This window comes from Chryseobacterium mucoviscidosis (assembly GCF_002177115.1).
In the GTDB taxonomy this organism is placed as follows: Bacteria; Bacteroidota; Bacteroidia; order Flavobacteriales; family Weeksellaceae; genus Chryseobacterium; species Chryseobacterium mucoviscidosis.
The window spans coordinates 105,215-125,638 of record NZ_MVAG01000122.1 but is presented as its reverse complement, the minus strand read 5'-3'; the positions used below and the strand labels follow the sequence as shown (position 1 = coordinate 125,638).

Genomic DNA, 20,424 nt, shown 5'->3' with positions numbered 1-20,424 from the left:
TAACATGAATTTTTTAAAGAGAATCACCATTGTAACCAGTATTGCAGCAATAAGTTACTGCGGATACGCTTACGGACAGGATTTCCAGTGGAAAGAAGCACAGTCGAATGGCTACAGCTATAAATATGTAACCAACGACCCTACCTCAGCAAGATATTACACGCTGAAGAACGGATTAACCGTTATTCTGAGCCCAACGAAGAAAGATCCAAGAATCCAGACTTATATTGCAACGAAAGCGGGAAGCAAAACCGATCCGGCAGATCATACCGGTTTGGCGCATTATCTGGAACATATGCTTTTTAAAGGGACTGATCAATTCGGATCTAAAGACTGGGCAAAAGAAAAGCCGCTTCTTGACCAGATTGATGCTCTTTACGAAAAGTACAATTCTACAACTGACGAAGCAAAGAGAAAGGAAATTTATAAAGAAATCGATAAAGTTTCGGGAGAAGCAGCAAAATATGCTATTGCGAACGAATACGACAAAATGATGTCGGGAATGGGCGCGGACGGAACCAACGCTTTTACTTCATACGAACAGACAGTTTACACAGAAGATATTCCTGCGAATGTAACGGATAAATTTTTAGCATTACAGGCAGAACGTTTCAGACAGCCGATTTTAAGACTTTTCCATACAGAATTGGAAGCAGTTTATGAAGAAAAAAACAGAGGTCTGGATAATGACGGAAGAAAGGTTCTGGAATCTATGTTTGCCGCGATGTTCCCGAATAACAATTACGGAAAGCAAACGACTATCGGAACGATTGAACACCTGAAAAATCCTTCACTAAAAGCGATCAGAGAATACTATAACAATTATTACGTTCCGAATAATATGGGGATCATCATGTCGGGAGATTTTAATCCGGATGAAATGATTGCCAAGATCGACAAAGCTTTTTCTTACATGAAAAACAAACCGGTTCCGGCATACAATCCGGGACAGGAAAGTCCGATTATGGCTCCGATTACCCGGGAAGTTTACGGACCGAATCCTGAAAATATTATGATCGGATTCCGTTTTCCGGGTGCTACTACAAAGGATGCAAGAATGCTGAATTTCATCGGAAGTATGCTTACGAACGGACAAGCAGGATTAATTGACCTTGATTTGGTTAAAAAGCAGAAATTACTGGGTGCTTATGCGTTTCCGTATGTTCTGAAAGATTATTCGGCGCTTTTGTTACAGGGAAATCCTACGGAAGGACAGTCTTTGGATGATGTGAAGAATTTATTGCTTCAGGAAATCGATAAGCTAAGAAAGGGAGAATTTTCTGATGATCTGATCCAGTCGATCGTGAATAATGAGAAGAAAAATGTGATCCAGAAGTATGAAAAATATACCTCAAGAGCAGAATCTCTGATGGATGAATTCACTTCCGAAGTAGACCATAAAACCCAACTTCAGTATATTGAAGAAATTTCAAAGCTTACTAAAAAAGATATTATGGATTTCGCATCTAAATATCTTAAAGATAATAATTATGTTGCGGTTTACAAAAGAAAAGGAGAAGACAAAAACATCGTAAAAGTAGACAAACCTACGATTACTCCGGTTTCCGTAAACAGAGAAGACCAGTCGCCGTTCCTGAAAAAGATCGACGAAATGCCGGAAGCTCCGATTTCTCCGGTATGGCTGAATTTTGAAAAAGATATTGCCAAAAGCAAAGTAAAATCTGTGGATGTACTTTCTGTAAAAAATACGGATAATGATCTTTTCAGATTATATTATTATTTCGATGCCGGAAAATGGAATAACAAAATTCTTCCTTTAGCAGCAGAATATCTGCAATATTTAGGAACAAAAAATAAATCTTCGGAAGACATCAGTAAAGAATTTTACAAACTGGCTTCAAGTTTCAATGTAAGCGCAGGAAATGAAGAAACCTACGTTACACTGGAAGGTCTGAATGAAAATTTCGATAAGACAGCGGCTCTGTTTGAAGATTTAATTAAAAACTGTGTAGCAGATCAGAAAGCTTTGGATTCTTATAAAGTGAGGCTGAAAAAATCAAGAGCCAATGCGAAACAGAATAAAGGTTCCATCATGAGCGGATTGAGAAGCTATGCACAATACGGCCCTCAAAATCCATTTAATAATGTGTTAAGCGATGCCGAACTGGATGCCTTAAAAGCAGAAGATTTAGTGAATGTATTGCATGATTTATTCAACTTCAAGCATAAAATTCTTCATTACGGTCCGAAATCAGCCAACGAAGTTGCTTCTTCTTTAACGCTGATCCATAAAGTTCCGGCTTCGCTGAAAGATATGCCGAAGTCTAAAACATTTACCCAGATTCCTACGGATAAGAATAAAGTATTGTTTGCCCATTACGATATGGTTCAGGCAGAAATTTTCTGGGTAAGAAACAGCGATCCTTACAATGTAAGCATTACTCCGACTGTAAATTTATTCAATAATTATTTCGGCGGCGGAATGGGTTCTGTAGTTTTCCAGACGATCAGGGAGTCTAAAGCTTTGGCTTATTCTACCTATTCTTACTTCTCGCTTCCGGGCAAAAAAGAGGATAAAGATATGATCATGGCTTATGTAGGAACTCAGGCAGATAAATTCAATGAATCTACCACAGCGATGAATGAGCTTCTGACAACGCTTCCGAAATCTGATCAGTTATTTGAAACCGCAAAAAGCGGATTGAAGAAAACGATTGCCTCCGAAAGAATTACGCAGGACGGAATTATCTTTACGTATCTGAGAGCCCAAAAGCTCGGAAATAATACGGATATCCGAAAGAATACTTACGAACAGGCTCCAAAACTGACGTTTGCAGACATCAACAGTTTCCACGACAAGGAAATGAAAGGTAAAAGCTACACCTACTGTCTCGTTGCTTCGCAGGATAAAGTAAGTGAAGCCGATATGCAGAAACTCGGTGAAGTGAAGAAACTGAATTTGACTGAGATTTTTGGTTATTAATAATGAAAAAGCCCTGAAATTCAGGGCTTTTTTATTGATAATCAATCTTGTGATTAAGTTCTATAGGATTATTATTTTCTCTTATTATTCTTTTCATCTTATCTGATTGAATTTTCATATCTGGAACAACTGCATTTCCTTTACCATCATCAACTCTTAAAGGAAGCCCCATAGATTTCATGCGAGCCAAAGGATCAGAGTAGTAATTTTCAGATAGTTTTTTGAATTGCTCCCATGTTAGTTCAGACCCTTTATTTCTGTAATAAACTTTCTCATTTCCATCTTTTATTTCAGTCAAACTAAAAATATAATCGTTCTTCTCATCTGAAATTTTAACAATCAATCCCGGCAAACCTTTAAAAATATAAGGCCCATCTTGAATAGGAATTTCAGTAGTAAACCATGCCGTCCAGTTTCTACCACCATAGTTTACTTTTGCTTTTTGAACATCAAAAGTTCCAATTTTATTTTTTTCGGGTAAAATCTCCCAATCAAGCTTTTCATTTATCTTTATAGAAAATATCTCAGAATAGATTGTTTGAATACTTTTTTGAATTTCATTTTCAGATAATTTTTTAACAATATAAAATTGATCTTCAAACCTCATTTTCCTTCCAAAACCCAAAAGATTCAATGCTTTAAGAGAATCAGTTTTCCTATCCTGATCAATTCTAAAAACAGATAATTTACCTTCATTAACATCTAAAAAAGTTTTTTCTAAAATAGTGCTGTCTTTTAATGGGTTGGGTCTATATTCAAAATCATATTTAAATAACTTATTCTGACCATGGAAATTATTAAAAAGTATAATAAAAAGTAACAGGCTTTTAAAAATTGTATCTTTTTTCATAAAGTAAATATAATAATCTTATAAAACTGAGGCATAAAATTTATGCCCCAATTCTACTTTAACCTCCAAATGGCATACATCTGTTTACCAACTGTCCATTGCATTGAAAGAAACCACAGACAAGACCATATTGACTACACCCATCATCTGTTCCACCTCCTGTTGGCGTACACGTGTCTGCACAATTACCTCCTCCCGTTCCTCCAGGATAGAGTTTCGCTCCACTTACAGACTTCAATTCATTTCTCGAAAGTTTTTTTAAATTTTTCATAATTTGATAGTTTAAAAATTAAAAATTATTTTTGTTACACTACAATTTTTCCGGATCAATTGTCTGATACGAATATGAAAAATTCTTTATACCTTTACCAACTAAGAAATTAATTATTTCAATTAGAAAACTAATTAAATTGAAACATGAATATTGGAACGAAGATTAAAAATTTAAGAGAAGAAAAACATCTTTCACAAACTGAACTGGCTTTTGAATTAGGTATTTCGCAGGGAACTTTACACAACATCGAAAGCGGAAATTCTAAAAAAATAGATTTCCTTTTGATGGATAAAGTTTGTCAGCTTTTTGATAAGGAATTTGAATATTTTTTAGATGCTGGAATGACTAATAATGTAAATGAAAATCATGGACAAGTTGGTCAGATTGGAACAGTAAACAATTTCCCAGAAAACTTTCTCGAAGAATTCAAAAAACTGGTTGAAAAAAATCAAGCCAATGAAAAAATAATTGAAGAACTGAAAGATAAACTCAATAATTCCAATTAAAAAAAATATAATAAAAGACTTGAAAAACTCAGGTCTTTTTTCATTCATAATCAATTTTATGATTCAGTTCAATAGGATTATTGTTCTCTCTGATTTGTTTTTTAAGCTGTTTTGTCATCTTATTAAGATCGGTCGGAAGAAGATTTCCTTTTTCATCTCCGGACTGTATTTTTATGTTTCTGGCTTTCAGTTCTGCAAAAGGATCTGCATAATAATCGGATTGAATTTTCTGAAAATCTCCCAACTTATCGTCGTTCCTTTCTTTGAGAAAAACAGATTATCCTTTTCCAGTTTTTTAATCTTTATTAAATTAAAACTATAGTTTTCCTGATCGTCCGAAATGTTGACAATAATTCCGGGAAGCCCATTAAAAATATACGGACCTTCAGGAATAGGAATACTTTGCGTGAACCATGCGATCCAGCTTCTTCCGCCGTACTCTACCGTTGCTTTCCGGCATTCAAAATCCTCTATTTTCTTTTTGTCGGATAAGATTTTCCAGTTCAGATTTTCATCTATATTTATGAAATATTTGTCATTAAAAAAGCTCATGAAAATAACCTTTTGGATATTGGCTGTTTCAAGATTTTTCACAACATAAATCTGAGAATTAAAAACCGGGCTTCTGCCTAAACCAAGTCCCGTTCTTTGTATCATGGAGTCGGAAACCCTTTCGCGCTCGCAACGAAAAGCAGATTCCTTTTCAAAAACATCCAAGTAATAAGTTTCGGTAGTAAGGTCGGGTTTATTGGGATTAGGCTTAAATTTAAGATCATAAACAAAAGTCATTTTTTGAGACAGCATCATTGCTGAAAGTATACATCCCAGAATGAGAAATACTTTTTTCATGAATAATTGTAAAATCATGGTTATCTAAATTTTACAGCTAAAATAAGATTTAATAAAATTTATCTGTCATAAAATAGGATTAAATGATGAAAACATCATATTCAAAGGCTTTTTTCTTTCTATCACATCAAAAATAATTATAGATTTTATTTATCAAAATCAAATTGTTCGATAGACGAAATATTTCTATATTTGCACCTGAAAATTTAAAATAAAAAATAGGAAAATTATGTCTTTAGTAGGAAAAAAATTCCCGAATGTAACGGTAGATGCAATGTCTGAAATGGGTGATGATCTTAGAATCAACATCTTCCAGGAAGCTACAGAAAACCAACAGAAAGTTCTTTTATTCTGGTACCCGAAAGATTTCACTTTTGTTTGCCCGACTGAGCTTCACGCTTTTCAGGAAGCTTTACCTGAATTTGAAAAAAGAAACACTAAAGTAATCGGTGCTTCTTGCGATACCAACGAAGTACACTTCGCATGGTTAAATGTTTCAAAAGAAAACGGTGGTATTGAAGGCGTTACTTACCCACTTTTAGCAGATACTCACAGACAGTTGGCTAACATTTTAGGAATTGTAGATCAGGATTTCGAATACAATGACGAAGGTGAAGAAGTTTTCACAGGTTCTAACGTTACGTACAGAGCAACTTACCTTATCGACGAGACCGGGAAAATTTTCCACGAGTCTGTAAACGATATGCCTCTTGGCAGAAACGTAAAAGAATATTTAAGATTAATCGACGCATACACGCACGTACAGAAGCACGGTGAAGTTTGCCCTGCAAACTGGGAAGAAGGAAAAGAAGCGATGAAAGCAGACAGAACTTCTACGGCAGAGTATTTAGCGAAAAACTAAGATAATGTGCTAATTTGAAAATGAGATAATTTGAAAATTGATCACATTGATTATTTAAGAATTATCTCATTTTCTATTTTTCAGCATTTTCAAATTAATAAATTTTCAAATTAAAATTATGTATACAGAATTAACAGAAGATACGCTTCAGAATATTGTAAGCGAAAATGAAAAGGTTGTAGTACAATACGGTGCAACATGGTGCGGAAACTGCAGAATCATGAAGCCGAAATTCAAAAAACTGGCATCGGAAAACGAAAATATTCCTTTTCTTTATGTAGATGCAGAAAAATTACCGGAAAGCAGAAAATTAGCAACAGTGGATAATCTTCCGACTTTTGCAATCTTCAGAAATGGTGAGTTGGTGAATCAGGTGCAATCTAATCAGGCAGAAAGTTTAATTAATTTATTCAACGAATTGTAATCATGAAGTTACCGATCATCAGACAGTTTTATCAGAACCAGACTCCTGAAAATCTTGAAAAAACTTTAGAAGTTTTAGAAAGCTTTACAGAATTCCGAGGAACTACCGAAGAAGATATGAACGTTGCAGGAGAATTAATTACGAATATCTGCGGAGCTCTGGAAGTTCACGCCAACGTACAAAACGGAATGAGCGAGAAAGATGCTTTAAATTCTTTTGCTCAGAAGGTTTTAGGATCGATTGACAGATAGTTTTTTTAAACACTAATTTCACAAATGTGTTTTCACGAATAAGCACGAATTCTTTTAAAAACTGTGTCATTAGTGCTCAAATTAGTGCCGTTTGTGTTTTAGTTCAAACACGAATTTCACAAATATTCTTCCACTAATATTTTTAAAAATTGTGGCATTTGCGATAAAATTAGTGCCGTTTGTGTTTTAGTTCAAACACGAATTTCACAAATGTGTTTTCACGAATAAGCACGAATTCTTTTAAAAACTGTGTCATTTGTGACGAAATTAGTGCCATTTGTGTTTTCATTTAAACACGAAATTCACAAATATTCTTTCACGAATATTTTTAAAAATTGTGGCATTTGCGATAAAATTAGTGCCGTTTGTGTTTTAGTTCAAACACGAATTTCACAAATGTGTTTTCACGAATAAGCACAAATATTTTTAAAAACAGTGTCATTAGTGCTCAAATTAGTGCCGTTTGTGTTTAGATCAAACCAAAAATAAAATCCCGATGAAAAGACATCAGGATTTTTTGGGTTTATAAAATTTCTATTATTGAATTAGCTTCTTCTACTCATTAAAATTCTCAAAATATACCAGAACAAAAGCATAATAGAAGCAAAAAGCTGTAAAGAAGCTCCAACATACTGATCTGTTGTGTAAGAATCTTTCAGTTTGCTTGTCTGATACAAAGTCGTTGCAGAAGCCAGAATTACCATTCCTACCGAAAACCAAAGTCCAAGATCGAAGCCGAAAATCATTCCGCCAACGATTAATCCCAGAGAAATAAATCCTCCGATTACAATAATATTTCTAAGGAAAGAAAAATCTCTTTTCGAAGTAAACGCTACAAAAGAAATCCCTGCAAACATCGCGATGGTTAACATTGCTGCCTGATAAATGATTGATCCGCCAACATTCGCTACTGCAATGTAGATCATCGGCATAAAAATTAACGCTTCAAGCAAAATATAAAATCCCAATCCCATATACTGGACTGATCTGCTTTGCGAAAGAGACCATTTATTCGCCAATACAGAAGCCAGCCAAAATACTCCGATAATTAATAACCAGACATATCTTCCACCAAACATTAACCCAATAACTTCAGGCGGAACGGTTTTTAACAATACGGTTTCCACTCCAATAAAAGCAAGAATCGCCAAAGCAACGTGCAAATACGTTTTTTTATAAAATTCTGCCTTTTCAACTTCTTTGGCATGTGCCACTAAAACATCTGTCATCATAGTTTTTATTTTTTAATTAATTATTTCATCATCTTATACGGTTTAATTCCCATAATCTTTCCGTCTGTTTCAAAAACTGCCGTAATTACCTCTTTGGGTTCAGCGGCTTTATCATCAGAATATTTATACTGAATCATTGGCAGGCTGCTTCCGTCGATCAAAGGCTTGTAACCGGCTTTGATAATCTGAAAAGTTTTGTCAGTCTTAATATCTGCGGCAAGCTTCTGGTAAACAACATCTGTTACCATCTTTTTAGCTTTTTCAGATAAAAGTTCATCCATGGCTTTTCGGTCAGAAATCTTCAGGGCTGCGATAAATTTCAGAAATTTTCCGTTGTAGAGTTCAATCTCCTCTTTGGTAAGACTTAAAGAGGGTTTTACATCGGTGGCTACATTTGTGTTCGTGTTCTTTTTTGTTTCCGGTTTCACATTTTTTGTCTTTTGTGAAAGAAAAAACGGCGCCGACAGAACGGAAAGAACTAAAAGTATTTTTTTCATTATGCTTAAACTGTTTCAATAAACAATAAACGGAATACGCGATTCTGTATTGCTTATCACTTATAAATTACCTGCTGTAATCCGGCATTACTCCTAAGATTTTACCGTCATTTTCAAAAACCACAGTAACCAGATCTCTGGGAGGAGAAAGCGTATCGTCTTTATATTTATACTGAATCGTTGGATAAGTTTCGTTATCCAGCAGTTTCTGGTAGCCGGATTTATACACTTCAAATGTACGTTCGAAGCTTATTCCGCCCGATAATTTCTGAATGACATTGTCTGAAACAATACTTTTCACTTTATCTGAAATCAGAGTATTGACGGCTTCTTTATCCGATCTTTTTAATGCATCAACAAATTTCAGAAAATACGGATGATAAAAGTCGATTTTATCTTTACTCAATTCCGAAGTAAGCTCTATTTTCTTGCTTTCAACAACTTTAATTTTGCTTTCCTGCGAAAAACCCGCCTGAAAAGCCAAAGCCGCAACAATCAGAAGTATTTTTTTCATAATAAAATGATTTGCTGACAGCAAGATACAAAGAATTATATTACGGATAAAAATTTCATCGTATCTACATTATCCGCATACGTATTCAACCCCGGATTTTGGGCTTCTCCTAATTTAGTGGAATCCAAACCAAGCTCATCTTTCGCCACCACACACTGAATGTTTTCTTCGTTTTCCGCGATAAAACTTTTCACTTCATCCAGAGAAGAATATCTGCTGAAATTGATCACGGAAAGCGGACTAAACAACTTCTCATCCTCCTTCAGCATCACAAAATTATTATCCCAGAATTTATCCTGATTTAAAAGATAAACCGCCCTGTTGTAATCATAATTATTGGCATATTTATTATGATTGATGATCTCCTGAAAATCCAGAAAACTTTCAAATAATCTGTCGATAACAAAATCCTGAGGAATAAAAAGCCGGGTTACATTTCTGCATCCCAAACCGAAATAACGGAAAATATCTTCCGCCAGAAGTTTAAGCTCCTCTTCCGTTTCATCCCCTTTTAAAACAGCAATGGAAGTTCTGTTTTTTCTGATGATATTCAGGTGGTTTTTAAAGTAATACTCAAGATATCTTGCCGTATTGTTGCTTCCTGTTGCAATTACCGCATCAAAATTCTCCAGTCTTTCTACAAATTCAAACGACACATTTCCTTCCGAAAATTCATTCCACTTTTTTAATAAAAACGGAATCATGTATTTATCTTTTGAAGAAAGTTTGATCACCGGAATATGATTGCTCAGCACCACAGAAATTACATCGTGAAAACCTACCAAAGGAATATTTCCTGCAAGAATAAGCCCTACTCTTTTCGTAGTTTTTGAAATCTTATATTCTTTCAGCCAGTCGGCAATATTTTCTTCCGTCAGAAGATCCGTCCACTGTTTCAAAGCAAACTTCTGGTTTTCAATGGTAAACCACGGATTTTCAATTTCAGATCGTTTTAACAACAATTCAAAGTCAGAATCGTTATCATTATAATCCTCCTGATTTTTGTTTAAAAAGTCTTTTATATATTGGCTTAGTCTCGTAAGTCCTAAAACTTGATTTTCGGTATTCATAATTGCTTTAAAATTGGGGAATATTTTGTAATTTTGTGCAAATTTAAAAAAAATTAGCGATGGCTATTAAAATAACTGATGAATGCATTAACTGCGGAGCCTGTGAACCGGAATGTCCAAACAATGCAATTTATGAAGGAGCAGTAGACTGGAAAGCTTCAGAAGGTACAGAACTAAAAGGTACCGTAACATTACCATCAGGTCTTACAGTGGATGCAGATGCGCCGCAGGAACCTGTAAGTGATGATGTTTATTTCATTGTAACAGATAAATGTACGGAATGTAAAGGATTCCATGAGGAGCCACAGTGTGCAGCCGTTTGTCCGGTAGACTGCTGTGTTCCGGATGAAGATCATGTAGAATCTGAAGAAGCACTGCTTAATAAGAAAGCATTCTTACACGGAGAATAAAAAACTGCCGTCTCATCAATCATGAGGCGGTTTTTTATATACAAAAACTCAGAATAATTCAATAAGAAACTATAAATGAAGCTGTAAGAAGAAATTTTTACAGGAAATCCCAAAAAATAATAATATGAGCAAAAAGCACAACTTTAGCGCAGGACCATGTATTTTACCACAGGAAGTTTTCGAAAAATCTGCACAGGCGGTTTTAGATTTCAACGGAATCGGACTTTCCCTGCTTGAAATTTCGCACAGAAGCAAAGATTTCGTAGCGGTAATGGATGAAGCACGCGCTATCGTAAAAAGACTGATGAATTTAGGAGATGATTACGAAGTTCTATATTTAGGAGGCGGTGCAAGCCTGCAGTTTGCCATGGTTCCTTACAACCTGATGAAAGTAGGCGGAAAAGCAGCTTATCTGGATACCGGAACATGGGCTGCAGGAGCTATTAAAGAAGCTAAAAAAGTAGGAACCGTAGACGTTGTAGGTTCTTCAAAAGAAGAAAATTATTCTTTTATTCCGAAAGATTACACCGTAGGTTCAGAATATGATTATTTCCACTGCACTTCCAATAACACCATCTACGGAACTCAGATGAAATCTTTCCCTGAAGCAGATACTTTAATGGTTTGCGACATGAGTTCTGATATTTTCTCAAGACAATTAGATTTTTCAAAATTTGATTTAATCTACGCGGGAGCTCAGAAAAATATGGGACCTGCAGGAGTAACTTTGGTGGTCATTAAAAAAGAAATTTTAGGAAAAACAGGAAGAGAAAATATGTTCTCTATTCTGGATTATGCTCAGCATATTTCTAAAGAATCCATGTACAACACACCGCCGGTTTTCCCTGTTTATGCTTCTCTGTTAACGTTACAGCATCTGGAAAACAATGGTGGAATTGCCGCCGCAGAAGCCAGAAACGAAGCAAAAGCAAAACTGCTATACGATGAGATCGACAGCAATCCTCTATTTGAAACATTCTGCGTAAAAGAAGACCGTTCTTTAATGAATGTATCTTTCAAAATTACAGACGAAAGCAAAAAAGAAGAATTTGATGCGGCATGGAAAGCTGCGGGAATCAGCGGACTGAACGGACACAGAAGTCTGGGAGGTTACAGAGCAAGTTTGTACAATGCTTTACCGATTGAAAGCGTACAGGTTTTAGTAGATGTTATGAAATCCACAAAATAATTTAAATAACTAAAATTCAAACACTTAACAAATATTTAATGTTATTTTAAATTTTCTTAATTTGCGAGACTGTTTAAATTTTGAACCATTAAATATTTAAGTCAAAATAAAACCATGAAAGTTTTAGCCAACGACGGAATTTCGAAAGCAGGAGAACAGGCACTTAAAGATGCCGGAATAGAAGTTCTGGACAACAGAGTTGCACAGGATCACGTCATTAATTTCATCAACGAGAATAACGTAGATGTTCTTTTGGTAAGAAGCGCTACCAAAGTAAGACAGGATCTCATTGATGCCTGTCCTAATCTTAAAATTATCGGAAGAGGCGGAATCGGAATGGATAATATCGACGTTGAATACGCTATTGATAAAGGAATCTACATCATCAATACGCCGACTGCATCCTCAAAATCGGTTGCAGAATTGGTGTTTGCACATTTCTTTTCACTGGCAAGGTTTCTTCATGAATCCAACAGGTTAATGCCTTTGGAAGGAGAAACCCACTTCAACGCCATGAAAAAATCCTTCTCGAAAGCATACGAACTTTCAGGAAAAACATTGGGGGTTATCGGCTTTGGAAGTATCGGACAGGAAGTTGTAAAAATGGGAATCTCTCTGGGTATGAAAGTGAAAGTTCTTACCAGAAAGCCTAAAACCAAAGTCCTTTCACTGGAATTTTTCGACGGACAGTCTGTTAATTTCGAAATTACTTCCACCAACGATATGGATGAATTCTTAAAAGATACAGACTTCATCAGTCTCAATACGCCGAAAACAAACGAATATATCATAGACACGCCACAATTTGAAAAAATGAAAGACGGAGTCTACATTGTAAATACTGCAAGAGGAGGTGTGATGAATGAAGTTTCCCTGATAGACTTCATCGAATCCGGAAAAGTTGCCGGAGCCGCACTGGATGTTTTTGAAAAAGAACCCACTCCGGAAGTGCTTTTGCTAATGAATCCTTCGCTTTCCCTTTCTCCGCACGTAGGCGGAAATACTGTGGATGCACAGGAAAAAATCGGACTCGAGCTTGCAGAACAGATTATTAAGATTAAAGAAACTATAAACTAAAATATGCCTATTTTTAAACCTTTTCGTGGAATAAGACCTCATAAAGACTATGAGAGCACCTTCCCTACTCATCCTCTGGACAATTTTACGCAGGAAGAGATCGCGGAAAAAGCTCAGGTGGAAGACACTTACATCAACATGATAAAGCCTTATGTCGTAAGTAAATCCAAAGATATCGACAGGAATTTAAGGAAGATCCGGTCGACTTTTGAAGAATTGATGGAAGAGAAAAAACTCGTTCAGGACAATTCTGCGTACTATCTTTATGAACAGATTTATCCCAACAAACAGGTTTTCAGAGGGCTTCTCGGTTTAGCGAGCATCGAAGATTTCTGGAACGGAAAAATCAAGAGACACGAAAGTACCATTCCCCAGAAAAAAGAAAAACTGGCTCATTATCTTGAAAAAGTGAATCTTCAGGCAGAACCTGTACTTCTTACCTATCCTGCAAATTCGAAGATCGAACTGTTGATGAACCATGAGGAGAAAAACGTTCCGATCTTCAATCATGTGGATACCAGAGGAATCCGACATAAAATCTGGAGAATCGATAACCGTTTAAAATTGCAGCAGTTTAAGGAAGTGATCGATCAGATCGATTCTTTTTACATTGCAGACGGACACCACAGAATTGGTTCCACTGCGCTGAACGCCAAACATCAGAAAGAAAAAAACAAAAGACATAACGGGACGGAACATTACAATTTCGTGTACAGCTTTATCGTTTCCAACCAGTCGATTAAAATCCACGATTACAACAGAATCTTAACCGATCTTAACGGTCTTTCGAACGAAGAATTTTTAAAGGAACTGGAAAAATATTTCCTGATCCACGAAAAAGGAGAAACGGCATATTTTCCTTCCCAGAAATTCCACATTTCGATGTATATGGACGGTAAATTTTACTCCCTTCACGTAAAGCACGACCTTCGTTCTCAGGAAATGTCTCTGGATAATCTGGATCATCATCTTTTAGACAAATACATCTTTAAAGATATTTTAAAAATTGAAGATCCGGACAGCTCGGAGAAAATTTCTTACGTAAAAGGAACTTCCAATATTGAGGGGATCAATCATCTTAAAGAAAAAGTAGACAACGGAGAAGGAAAAGCGGGATTCGGAATCTACCCTGTAAGTTTTAATGATATGATTAAAATTTCAGACCTGAAACTCAGCATGCCTCCGAAATGTACATTCATTGAGCCTAAATTGGTTACTGCGTTATTAATGTACGATATGAAACCTTAATCAGTTAACTTTATTCAATATAATTCTTTCGATTAACGCTAAGATTGCAAAGAGGTATTTAAAATTTTGAAATATATTCCGTTCGCAAAGGCACTTCGTTCAGCAAATGACGCCTTTGCTGAGTTACACGCCCTTGCGAACGGATAATCAAAGGTATACCTAAAAAATCCTCGTGTCCATTGCGTTAAAAATAATTAACTGCCGGTTTCTTAATCCGAATTTAGATTATATTACTATTTTTTCCCTACTTTTATCTGCGGAAAAGAAAAGGTAAATAAAAAATGAAAAAAATATTCATTATCATTCCACTCTTTTTGGGTGGATTTTTATTTTCTCAAAAAAAACCTCTTAAAAAGCCGGTTAAGAAAACTGCTGTCGGCGAAAAATTCAATTACCACGATGAATTTAAAAAGATTTCCGATGAGATCATGACCAACGGAACCGCATACGAAAATCTGGGGCAGCTTACCAAAGGCATCGGTCCGCGTTTCAGCGCAACGCCGGGTTACATGAAAGCGGTAGACTGGGCAGAAAAGAAGCTTAAAGAAATCGGGATCGATATGATCTGGAGAATGGAAGCCAAAGCTCCGGTCTGGATCAGAGGAAAAGAATCTCTGCAGATAAAAACCGCCAATGGAGACTGGAAGAACATCAGAATGCTTTCTTTCGGAAATTCTGAAGGAACGGGCGGAAAAGATCTTACCGGTGAAATTGTACTCATCAATTCTACCTCAGAGCTTAACGCCATGTCGGTGGGACAACTGAAAGATAAAATCGTTTTCGTGAATCTTCCGATGGATCCGAAGATCATCAATACCAGCGATTCTTATTTAATCACTGCAAAATCCAAACTTATTTCCGCTTCCGTTATTGCTAAAACCGGAGCGAAAGCATTAATTATAAGATCATTAACCACGGCTTCAGACGATACACCACACGCAAAAATGGTGTATTACGAACCGGATGATAAAATAAGAATTCCCGCTTTATCCATCGGAGTAAAATCTGCTGATGAACTGGAAAGATTATTAAAAAACCAGAAAGTTACCGCTAAACTGAATATGACTGCCCAATCCAAAGGCGACACCACCAATCCGAATATCATTGCTGAAATTCAGGGTAAAAAAGATTCTAAGGTAATTGTTTTGGGTGCGCAGCTCGACTCATGGGATTTCGGAGAAGGAGCAATTGATGACGGAACCGGAGTCGCACAGTGTATTGAAGTTTTAAGAACATTCAAAGCTTTAGGTCTTGAAAATAACCATACGATACGCGTTGTTTTCTACGCAAACAGTGAAAATGGCGGACAGGGACGCGAAATGTATGCAGCGTACGTGAAGAAGAAAGATGAAAAGCACATCTTTGCACTGGGAACCGATGCAGGAGGCTATTCTCCGAGAGGATTTTCTCTGGATATGTCTCCGCAGAGAAGGAAACAGATCTTCGAATGGAAAAATTATTTCCTTCCTTACGGCGTTTACGATTTTGATCAGACAGAAGCCATTCAGGATATTTCTCCTTTAAAGAAAATGGATATTCCTTTGGCTGAGCTTGTGGTAGACACGCAAAGATATTTCGATTATCATCATTCCGAACAGGATACTTTTGATAAGGTGAACAAAAGAGAGCTTCTTCTCGGTGCGGTGGCGATGACGCAAATGATTTTTATGATTGATAAAAACTGGTAAATGAAAAAGATATTAGGAACAACTTTAACACTTCTGGGCTTGACGGTTTTTGGTCAGGCAAAAGAAGACTCCATACAGTTTGCAAAAATTTCTACGGAAATATTAAACAAAGGAAAAGCATACAACGAGCTGAGAGAATTAACCAAAAATATCGGTCATCGTCTCAGCGGTTCAGCATCCTACGAAAAAGCCGTAACATGGGCAGAACAAAAGCTTCGTGATGCAGGAGCCGATAAAGTCTGGCTTCAGGAAGTAATGGTTCCGGTGTGGGTTCGCGGAAAAGAATCTTTACAGATCAAAACCTCCGGCGGAAAATGGAAAAGCTTAAAAATGCTTTCTCTGGGAAATTCTGAAGGAACAGGAGGAAAAGATGTTTCAGGAGAAATTATTATGGTAAGATCCATGGAAGAATACGATAAACTTTCGCCGGAACAGGTAAAAGATAAGATCGTGTTCTTCAATTATCCTTTCAGCCAGACGTATATAGAAACTTTCAGAGGATACGGTGATGCTGCAAAATACAGATCTACTGCCGCATCATTAACAGCTAAAAAAGGTGGGAAATTTGCGATCATCCGATCTCTTTCCTCTGCCTTTGATGATGTTCCGCATACAGGTTCCATGCGCTATCAGGATGATAAAAAAATTCCTGCCGTTGCGGTTGGAAGCACGACAGCAGATGAACTGGCAGAACTTTTAAAATCACAGAAAATTACCGCTAAGCTCAACTCCAACTGCGGCATGAAGGGCGAAAAGCTCTCCCACTCCGTGATCGGAGAAATTACCGGAAAGAAAGATAAAAGCGTAATTGTTGTCGGCGGACATCTGGATTCGTGGGACGTGGGTGAAGGCGCTCATGACGACGGTTCGGGAATCGTGCAGAGCATTGAAGTTCTGAGGACTTTTAAAAATTTAGGCATCCAAAATAATCACACCATCCGTGTCGTTTGTTTTGCCAATGAAGAAAACGGCGTAAAAGGTGGCGTTATGTACGGTAAAACGGTGAAAGAAAACAACGAAAAGCATCTTTTTGCCATAGAAACGGATGCCGGAGGATTTACCCCAAGAGGAATTTCCCTTGATATGGATAACGAAAAAAGAAAGCAGATCCAGAGTTGGGCACACCTGTTTTTACCTTACGGAGTTTATGATTTTAAAAATACGTATTCCGGAACAGATCTTTATCCGCTTCACGATTTAGGAATTCCGACCGCGGAACTGGTTCCCGATTCTCAGCGGTATTTCGACATCCACCACACGGAAGAAGATACTTTTGAAAAGGTAAACCGAAGGGAACTTCTGCTTGGTGCGAGTACTCTGACGCAGATTATCTACATGATTGATAAGAACTGGTAAAATATCATACACAACCGCTCTTTTAAGGGCGGTTTTTTTGTTTAAAATTCTGATGAAGAGACTCTTCGACAGGCTCAGAGTGACAACGCGAATGCTAACTCTGTTATTTAAACAATGAAAGATTGTTTTTAGTAAAACCTTTAACGATACATTGTCATCCTGAAAGAATTTCAACAATACATTAAAAACTTTGTTTAGATGCTTTCAGCATGACATACTGTAAATAAATCAACCTTCAATTGTTTTGAAAATTATTTTATTTTTTGTTTCTCGCAGATTGTGCAGATTACGCAGATTTTTTTCAATTTAAAATTGTTTATACTTTCTCAATGTATTCACAGTTTTTTTGTCATCCTGAAAGGATCTAAACAATGATTAAAATAACAGAGATCAATAAATAAAACATTCAGAAACGAGCTCTTCGACAGGCTCAGAGTGACACCGCGAATACTAACTATGTTATCTTAGCAATGAGTAATTGTTAAAGGCTATTTTAACATATAAAATGATTAACAATCCTATGTCATTCTGACGAAGGAAGAATCTGAAAATATACGATCTTACTAAATGATGACAGAGACTCTTCGACAGGCTCAGAGTGACACTGCGAATACTAACTGTAATATCTTAACAATGAAGAATTGTTTTTAGTAAAACCTTTAACGTTACATTATCATCCTGAAAGGATCTCAACGATCAATTGAAAATTTTGTTTTAATGCTATCAGCATGACATACATAAAAAAATCAATCTATATATGTACAGAATAATAACTGTTCTCTGTTTTGTACAGGCATTATAAGAATTTTTATATTTTTGATGAAACTCTTTGAAAGAGAGCATGGCAACAAAAAATAAAACAGCACAGGAGAATAAAAAAAGCTGCCGGAAAGTTTACAGAAAAAACATAAAATTCAGGATTGCATTATCGGAAACTTCCGAAAGTCTCATCCTCTTCGGGTTCTCTCCGTCGGAATTTCCGACGACCCGAAACTGTTTTGGTTTGCGCCGCCGGAGATCTCCGAAAGCTTACTTTGATAGTGGTTTGCCCTGCCGGAATTTCCGACGATAAGAACCTCTTACAGTTTGCCGTCGGAAATTTCTGAAGATAGAGAAAAAAAATATCCGCAGACTCAGTAAGACCCTGATCCTCTGTGGCAGATATAATAATAAAATATAACGCACATGAAAAAACTAATTTCGATGGATGCCACAAAACTGCATCATGCCGAATTCGGGCAGCTTATCATCCGTTTCTATGAAGATTTTGCAGCTTCTGCCCTGAATGCAGAAACAGACCCGGATTTTAAAAGAATGTACGATGCCATACAGGCACAGATTCCCACGTATAACAGCGCACTCGATCAGATACGTGCCAGTGAAGAATCTAAAAAAATCGCTGAACTGGACGATATTCGTGATGCCGACATGCAGGCGCTGAGAGATGCCATAAAACCGTACAGAAACGCTAAAACAGAAACCGAAAAGAATGCCTATGCTTTCGTAAAAATTCTTCTGGATCAGTATAAAAATGTGCAGGACGATTCTTACGAAGAAGAAACCATCCGCCTGAATACAATGCTGGAAAAGCTGCTTTCTTCAGAATACAGCGCAGCGGTTTCAGCTTTGGGGCTGGTAAAATTCATCAATCATCTGGCAGAATCCAATACGGATTTTAATGATCTTTTTTCGCACCGTTCTTTTAAGACTTCCCAGAAACAGACCTATGATGTCAAGATGCTGAGACAGACGCTGACCACAGATTACAAACAGATGTGCAATTACATCGCAACGTTAGCCGATGTGAAGCAGGATATTTTTTATCAGAATGTTCTGGCGATCATTAATAACGGCAGGAATTATTTTGCCAATATTGTTCTGGCAAGAAGACAGGGAAAAAAGAATTATGATCCTAAAACAGATTAATCTTAAAACCGCTCTTTTAAGGGCGGTTTTTTTGTTTAAAATTCTGATGAAGAGACTCTTCGACAGGCTCATAGTGACACCGTGAATACTTATTACGATATTTAAACAATGAAAATTGTTTCGTTATTTTCTTTGGTAACATCATTAACACAATTATGTCATTCTGATTGAAATTTTGCGAAGCATGATGGAAAGAAGAATCTTTTTGAATGATCTCACGCGGATTTTGCAGATTGCGCAGATTTTTTCAATTTAAAATTGTTTGTGCTCTCCTATACATTTACAGCTTTTTTGTCACCCTGAAAGGATCTAAACAATGATTTAAAATAACAGAGATCAATAAATAAAACATTCAGAAACGAGCTCTTCGACAATCTAAGAGTGACATCGCGAATACTAACTTTGTTATTTAAACAATGAAAGATTGTTTTTAGTAAAACCTTTAACGCTACATTGTCATCCTGAAAGGATCTCAACGATACATTGAAAACTTTATTCAGATGCTTTCAGCATGACATACTGTAAATAAATCATCGCCAATTGTTCTAAAAGTTATTTTATTTTTTGGTTTCTCGCAGATTTAGCAGATGATGCGGATTTTTTCTACTAAATCATCTGCTAAATTTGCACAATCTGCGGGAGATAATAATCCAAATCCTTCAGAAAAAGAGACTCTTCGGCAGGCTCAGAGTGACACCGCAAATACTAAATGCAATATTTTAAAACAATGAATAATTGTTAATCCTTTTCATCCATTGAAGCACTTTAAAATAAATTTATAAGGTATCTCAACTCTCAAAAAATTATCCTACTTTTAGCCCTTAAAATAATAAACATGAAGAAACTCATTTTTGCATTCTGCATGATCCTTGTATGCAGCAGCCAGATCGTAATGGCACAATCTAAAGCCAAAACAAAAGTACAGACTACGAATAGTTCCAAAGAATCCATCTTAAAAGCAATGTATAAAGACATTTCTGAAAGCATGGTAAAAGAAGGAACCCCTAAAGAAAAGGCTGAAAAATTTGCAGACTGTCTTACTAAAGATCTTGGAGCAAAATTAACCACTGACGAGCTTAAAATGCTGGACAAGCTGAATGCGATGAAAGACAAAAAAGAAAAGGAAGAACTTGCGAAAAAAGCAGAAAAAATGGGGATCAGAAAGAAAATGGAAACCGTGGGTGTTAACTGTGGATCAATCCTGAAATAGTGGCAAATCCCAGCAATCCGTAATATTCTTATTCACAAAAAAAAACA

21 protein-coding genes are annotated in these 20,424 nt (G+C 36.4%); 14 read left to right on the top strand and 7 right to left on the bottom strand.

Features of this window, described 5'->3' with window-relative positions:
- The first annotated feature begins 4 nt into the window (after positions 1-4).
- Positions 5-2,944 (top strand): M16 family metallopeptidase, encoded by a 2,940-nt coding sequence (locus B0E34_RS12445; RefSeq protein WP_087709886.1) that lies wholly within the window; start codon positions 5-7, stop codon positions 2,942-2,944.
- Between the two features lie 31 nt (positions 2,945-2,975).
- Here the strand turns inward: B0E34_RS12445 and B0E34_RS12440 are convergent, their stop codons facing one another.
- Both B0E34_RS12440 and B0E34_RS12435 read right to left on the bottom strand, forming a co-directional pair.
- Positions 2,976-3,794, bottom strand: a complete 819-nt coding sequence (locus tag B0E34_RS12440) for a GLPGLI family protein (RefSeq protein WP_087709884.1) — start codon at positions 3,792-3,794, stop codon at positions 2,976-2,978.
- A 58-nt stretch (positions 3,795-3,852) separates the two neighbouring features.
- Positions 3,853-4,065, bottom strand: a complete 213-nt coding sequence (locus B0E34_RS12435; protein ID WP_087709882.1) for a bacteriocin-like protein — start codon at positions 4,063-4,065, stop codon at positions 3,853-3,855.
- A 146-nt stretch (positions 4,066-4,211) separates the two neighbouring features.
- Here B0E34_RS12435 and B0E34_RS12430 point away from each other — a divergent pair, with 146 nt between their 5' ends.
- Positions 4,212-4,574: a helix-turn-helix domain-containing protein gene (locus B0E34_RS12430; RefSeq protein ID WP_087709880.1), complete on the top strand. Its 363-nt coding sequence runs from the start codon at positions 4,212-4,214 to the stop codon at positions 4,572-4,574.
- Between the two features lie 186 nt (positions 4,575-4,760).
- On the opposite strand, the gene B0E34_RS12420 is transcribed toward B0E34_RS12430, so the two are convergent.
- On the bottom strand, positions 4,761-5,423 hold the full coding sequence (locus B0E34_RS12420) for a GLPGLI family protein (RefSeq protein ID WP_165762985.1): 663 nt from the start codon (positions 5,421-5,423) through the stop codon (positions 4,761-4,763).
- A gap of 229 nt (positions 5,424-5,652) precedes the next feature.
- Here B0E34_RS12420 and B0E34_RS12415 point away from each other — a divergent pair, with 229 nt between their 5' ends.
- From B0E34_RS12415 to B0E34_RS12405, 3 genes are all read left to right on the top strand, one after another.
- On the top strand, positions 5,653-6,285 hold the full coding sequence (locus B0E34_RS12415; RefSeq protein WP_087709874.1) for a peroxiredoxin: 633 nt from the start codon (positions 5,653-5,655) through the stop codon (positions 6,283-6,285).
- Positions 6,286-6,403: 118 nt separating this feature from the next.
- On the top strand, positions 6,404-6,709 hold the full coding sequence (locus B0E34_RS12410; RefSeq protein ID WP_087709873.1) for a thioredoxin family protein: 306 nt from the start codon (positions 6,404-6,406) through the stop codon (positions 6,707-6,709).
- Positions 6,710-6,711: 2 nt separating this feature from the next.
- Positions 6,712-6,960, top strand: a complete 249-nt coding sequence (locus B0E34_RS12405) for a DUF6952 family protein (protein ID WP_087709871.1) — start codon at positions 6,712-6,714, stop codon at positions 6,958-6,960.
- Between the two features lie 545 nt (positions 6,961-7,505).
- Here the strand turns inward: B0E34_RS12405 and B0E34_RS12400 are convergent.
- From B0E34_RS12400 to B0E34_RS12385, 4 genes are all read right to left on the bottom strand, one after another.
- Positions 7,506-8,192, bottom strand: coding sequence for a Bax inhibitor-1/YccA family protein (locus B0E34_RS12400; protein ID WP_087709869.1), 687 nt, complete (start codon positions 8,190-8,192; stop codon positions 7,506-7,508).
- 20 nt (positions 8,193-8,212) lie between these two features.
- Positions 8,213-8,689 (bottom strand): peptidylprolyl isomerase, encoded by a 477-nt coding sequence (locus B0E34_RS12395; protein WP_087709867.1) that lies wholly within the window; start codon positions 8,687-8,689, stop codon positions 8,213-8,215.
- Positions 8,690-8,756: 67 nt separating this feature from the next.
- The gene (locus B0E34_RS12390) at positions 8,757-9,203 is read right to left on the bottom strand and encodes a hypothetical protein (RefSeq protein ID WP_076390404.1); all 447 of its coding nucleotides are present in this window, start codon (positions 9,201-9,203) and stop codon (positions 8,757-8,759) included.
- 35 nt (positions 9,204-9,238) lie between these two features.
- Positions 9,239-10,273, bottom strand: a complete 1,035-nt coding sequence (locus B0E34_RS12385) for an acyl-CoA reductase (protein WP_087709865.1) — start codon at positions 10,271-10,273, stop codon at positions 9,239-9,241.
- 59 nt (positions 10,274-10,332) lie between these two features.
- Between B0E34_RS12385 and B0E34_RS12380 the strand changes: the two genes are divergently transcribed.
- The 9 genes from B0E34_RS12380 to B0E34_RS12345 all read left to right on the top strand — a co-directional run bounded on the left by B0E34_RS12380 (position 10,333) and on the right by B0E34_RS12345 (position 20,377).
- Positions 10,333-10,683 carry a 4Fe-4S binding protein gene (locus B0E34_RS12380; protein WP_034682968.1) on the top strand — a complete coding sequence of 117 codons (351 nt, stop codon included), beginning with the start codon at positions 10,333-10,335 and terminating at the stop codon, positions 10,681-10,683.
- Between the two features lie 124 nt (positions 10,684-10,807).
- On the top strand, positions 10,808-11,872 hold the full coding sequence (serC, locus tag B0E34_RS12375) for a 3-phosphoserine/phosphohydroxythreonine transaminase (RefSeq protein WP_087709863.1): 1,065 nt from the start codon (positions 10,808-10,810) through the stop codon (positions 11,870-11,872).
- Positions 11,873-11,986: 114 nt separating this feature from the next.
- A complete protein-coding gene (locus B0E34_RS12370) occupies positions 11,987-12,949 on the top strand; it encodes a D-2-hydroxyacid dehydrogenase (RefSeq protein WP_087709861.1) in 963 nt (320 codons plus the stop codon).
- A gap of 3 nt (positions 12,950-12,952) precedes the next feature.
- Complete coding sequence (locus B0E34_RS12365; protein WP_087709859.1) at positions 12,953-14,197, top strand: DUF1015 domain-containing protein; 1,245 nt, start codon at positions 12,953-12,955, stop codon at positions 14,195-14,197.
- Between the two features lie 281 nt (positions 14,198-14,478).
- On the top strand, positions 14,479-15,885 hold the full coding sequence (locus B0E34_RS12360; protein WP_087709857.1) for a M20/M25/M40 family metallo-hydrolase: 1,407 nt from the start codon (positions 14,479-14,481) through the stop codon (positions 15,883-15,885).
- Positions 15,886-17,241 carry a M28 family peptidase gene (locus B0E34_RS12355; RefSeq protein ID WP_087709855.1) on the top strand — a complete coding sequence of 452 codons (1,356 nt, stop codon included), beginning with the start codon at positions 15,886-15,888 and terminating at the stop codon, positions 17,239-17,241. It begins immediately after the preceding gene.
- A gap of 841 nt (positions 17,242-18,082) precedes the next feature.
- Positions 18,083-18,313 (top strand): hypothetical protein, encoded by a 231-nt coding sequence (locus tag B0E34_RS21120; RefSeq protein WP_123956623.1) that lies wholly within the window; start codon positions 18,083-18,085, stop codon positions 18,311-18,313.
- A gap of 113 nt (positions 18,314-18,426) precedes the next feature.
- Positions 18,427-19,167 carry a DUF6261 family protein gene (locus tag B0E34_RS12350; RefSeq protein WP_087709853.1) on the top strand — a complete coding sequence of 247 codons (741 nt, stop codon included), beginning with the start codon at positions 18,427-18,429 and terminating at the stop codon, positions 19,165-19,167.
- Positions 19,168-20,002: 835 nt separating this feature from the next.
- Positions 20,003-20,377 (top strand): hypothetical protein, encoded by a 375-nt coding sequence (locus tag B0E34_RS12345; RefSeq protein WP_123956621.1) that lies wholly within the window; start codon positions 20,003-20,005, stop codon positions 20,375-20,377.
- The last annotated feature ends 47 nt before the right edge of the window (positions 20,378-20,424 follow it).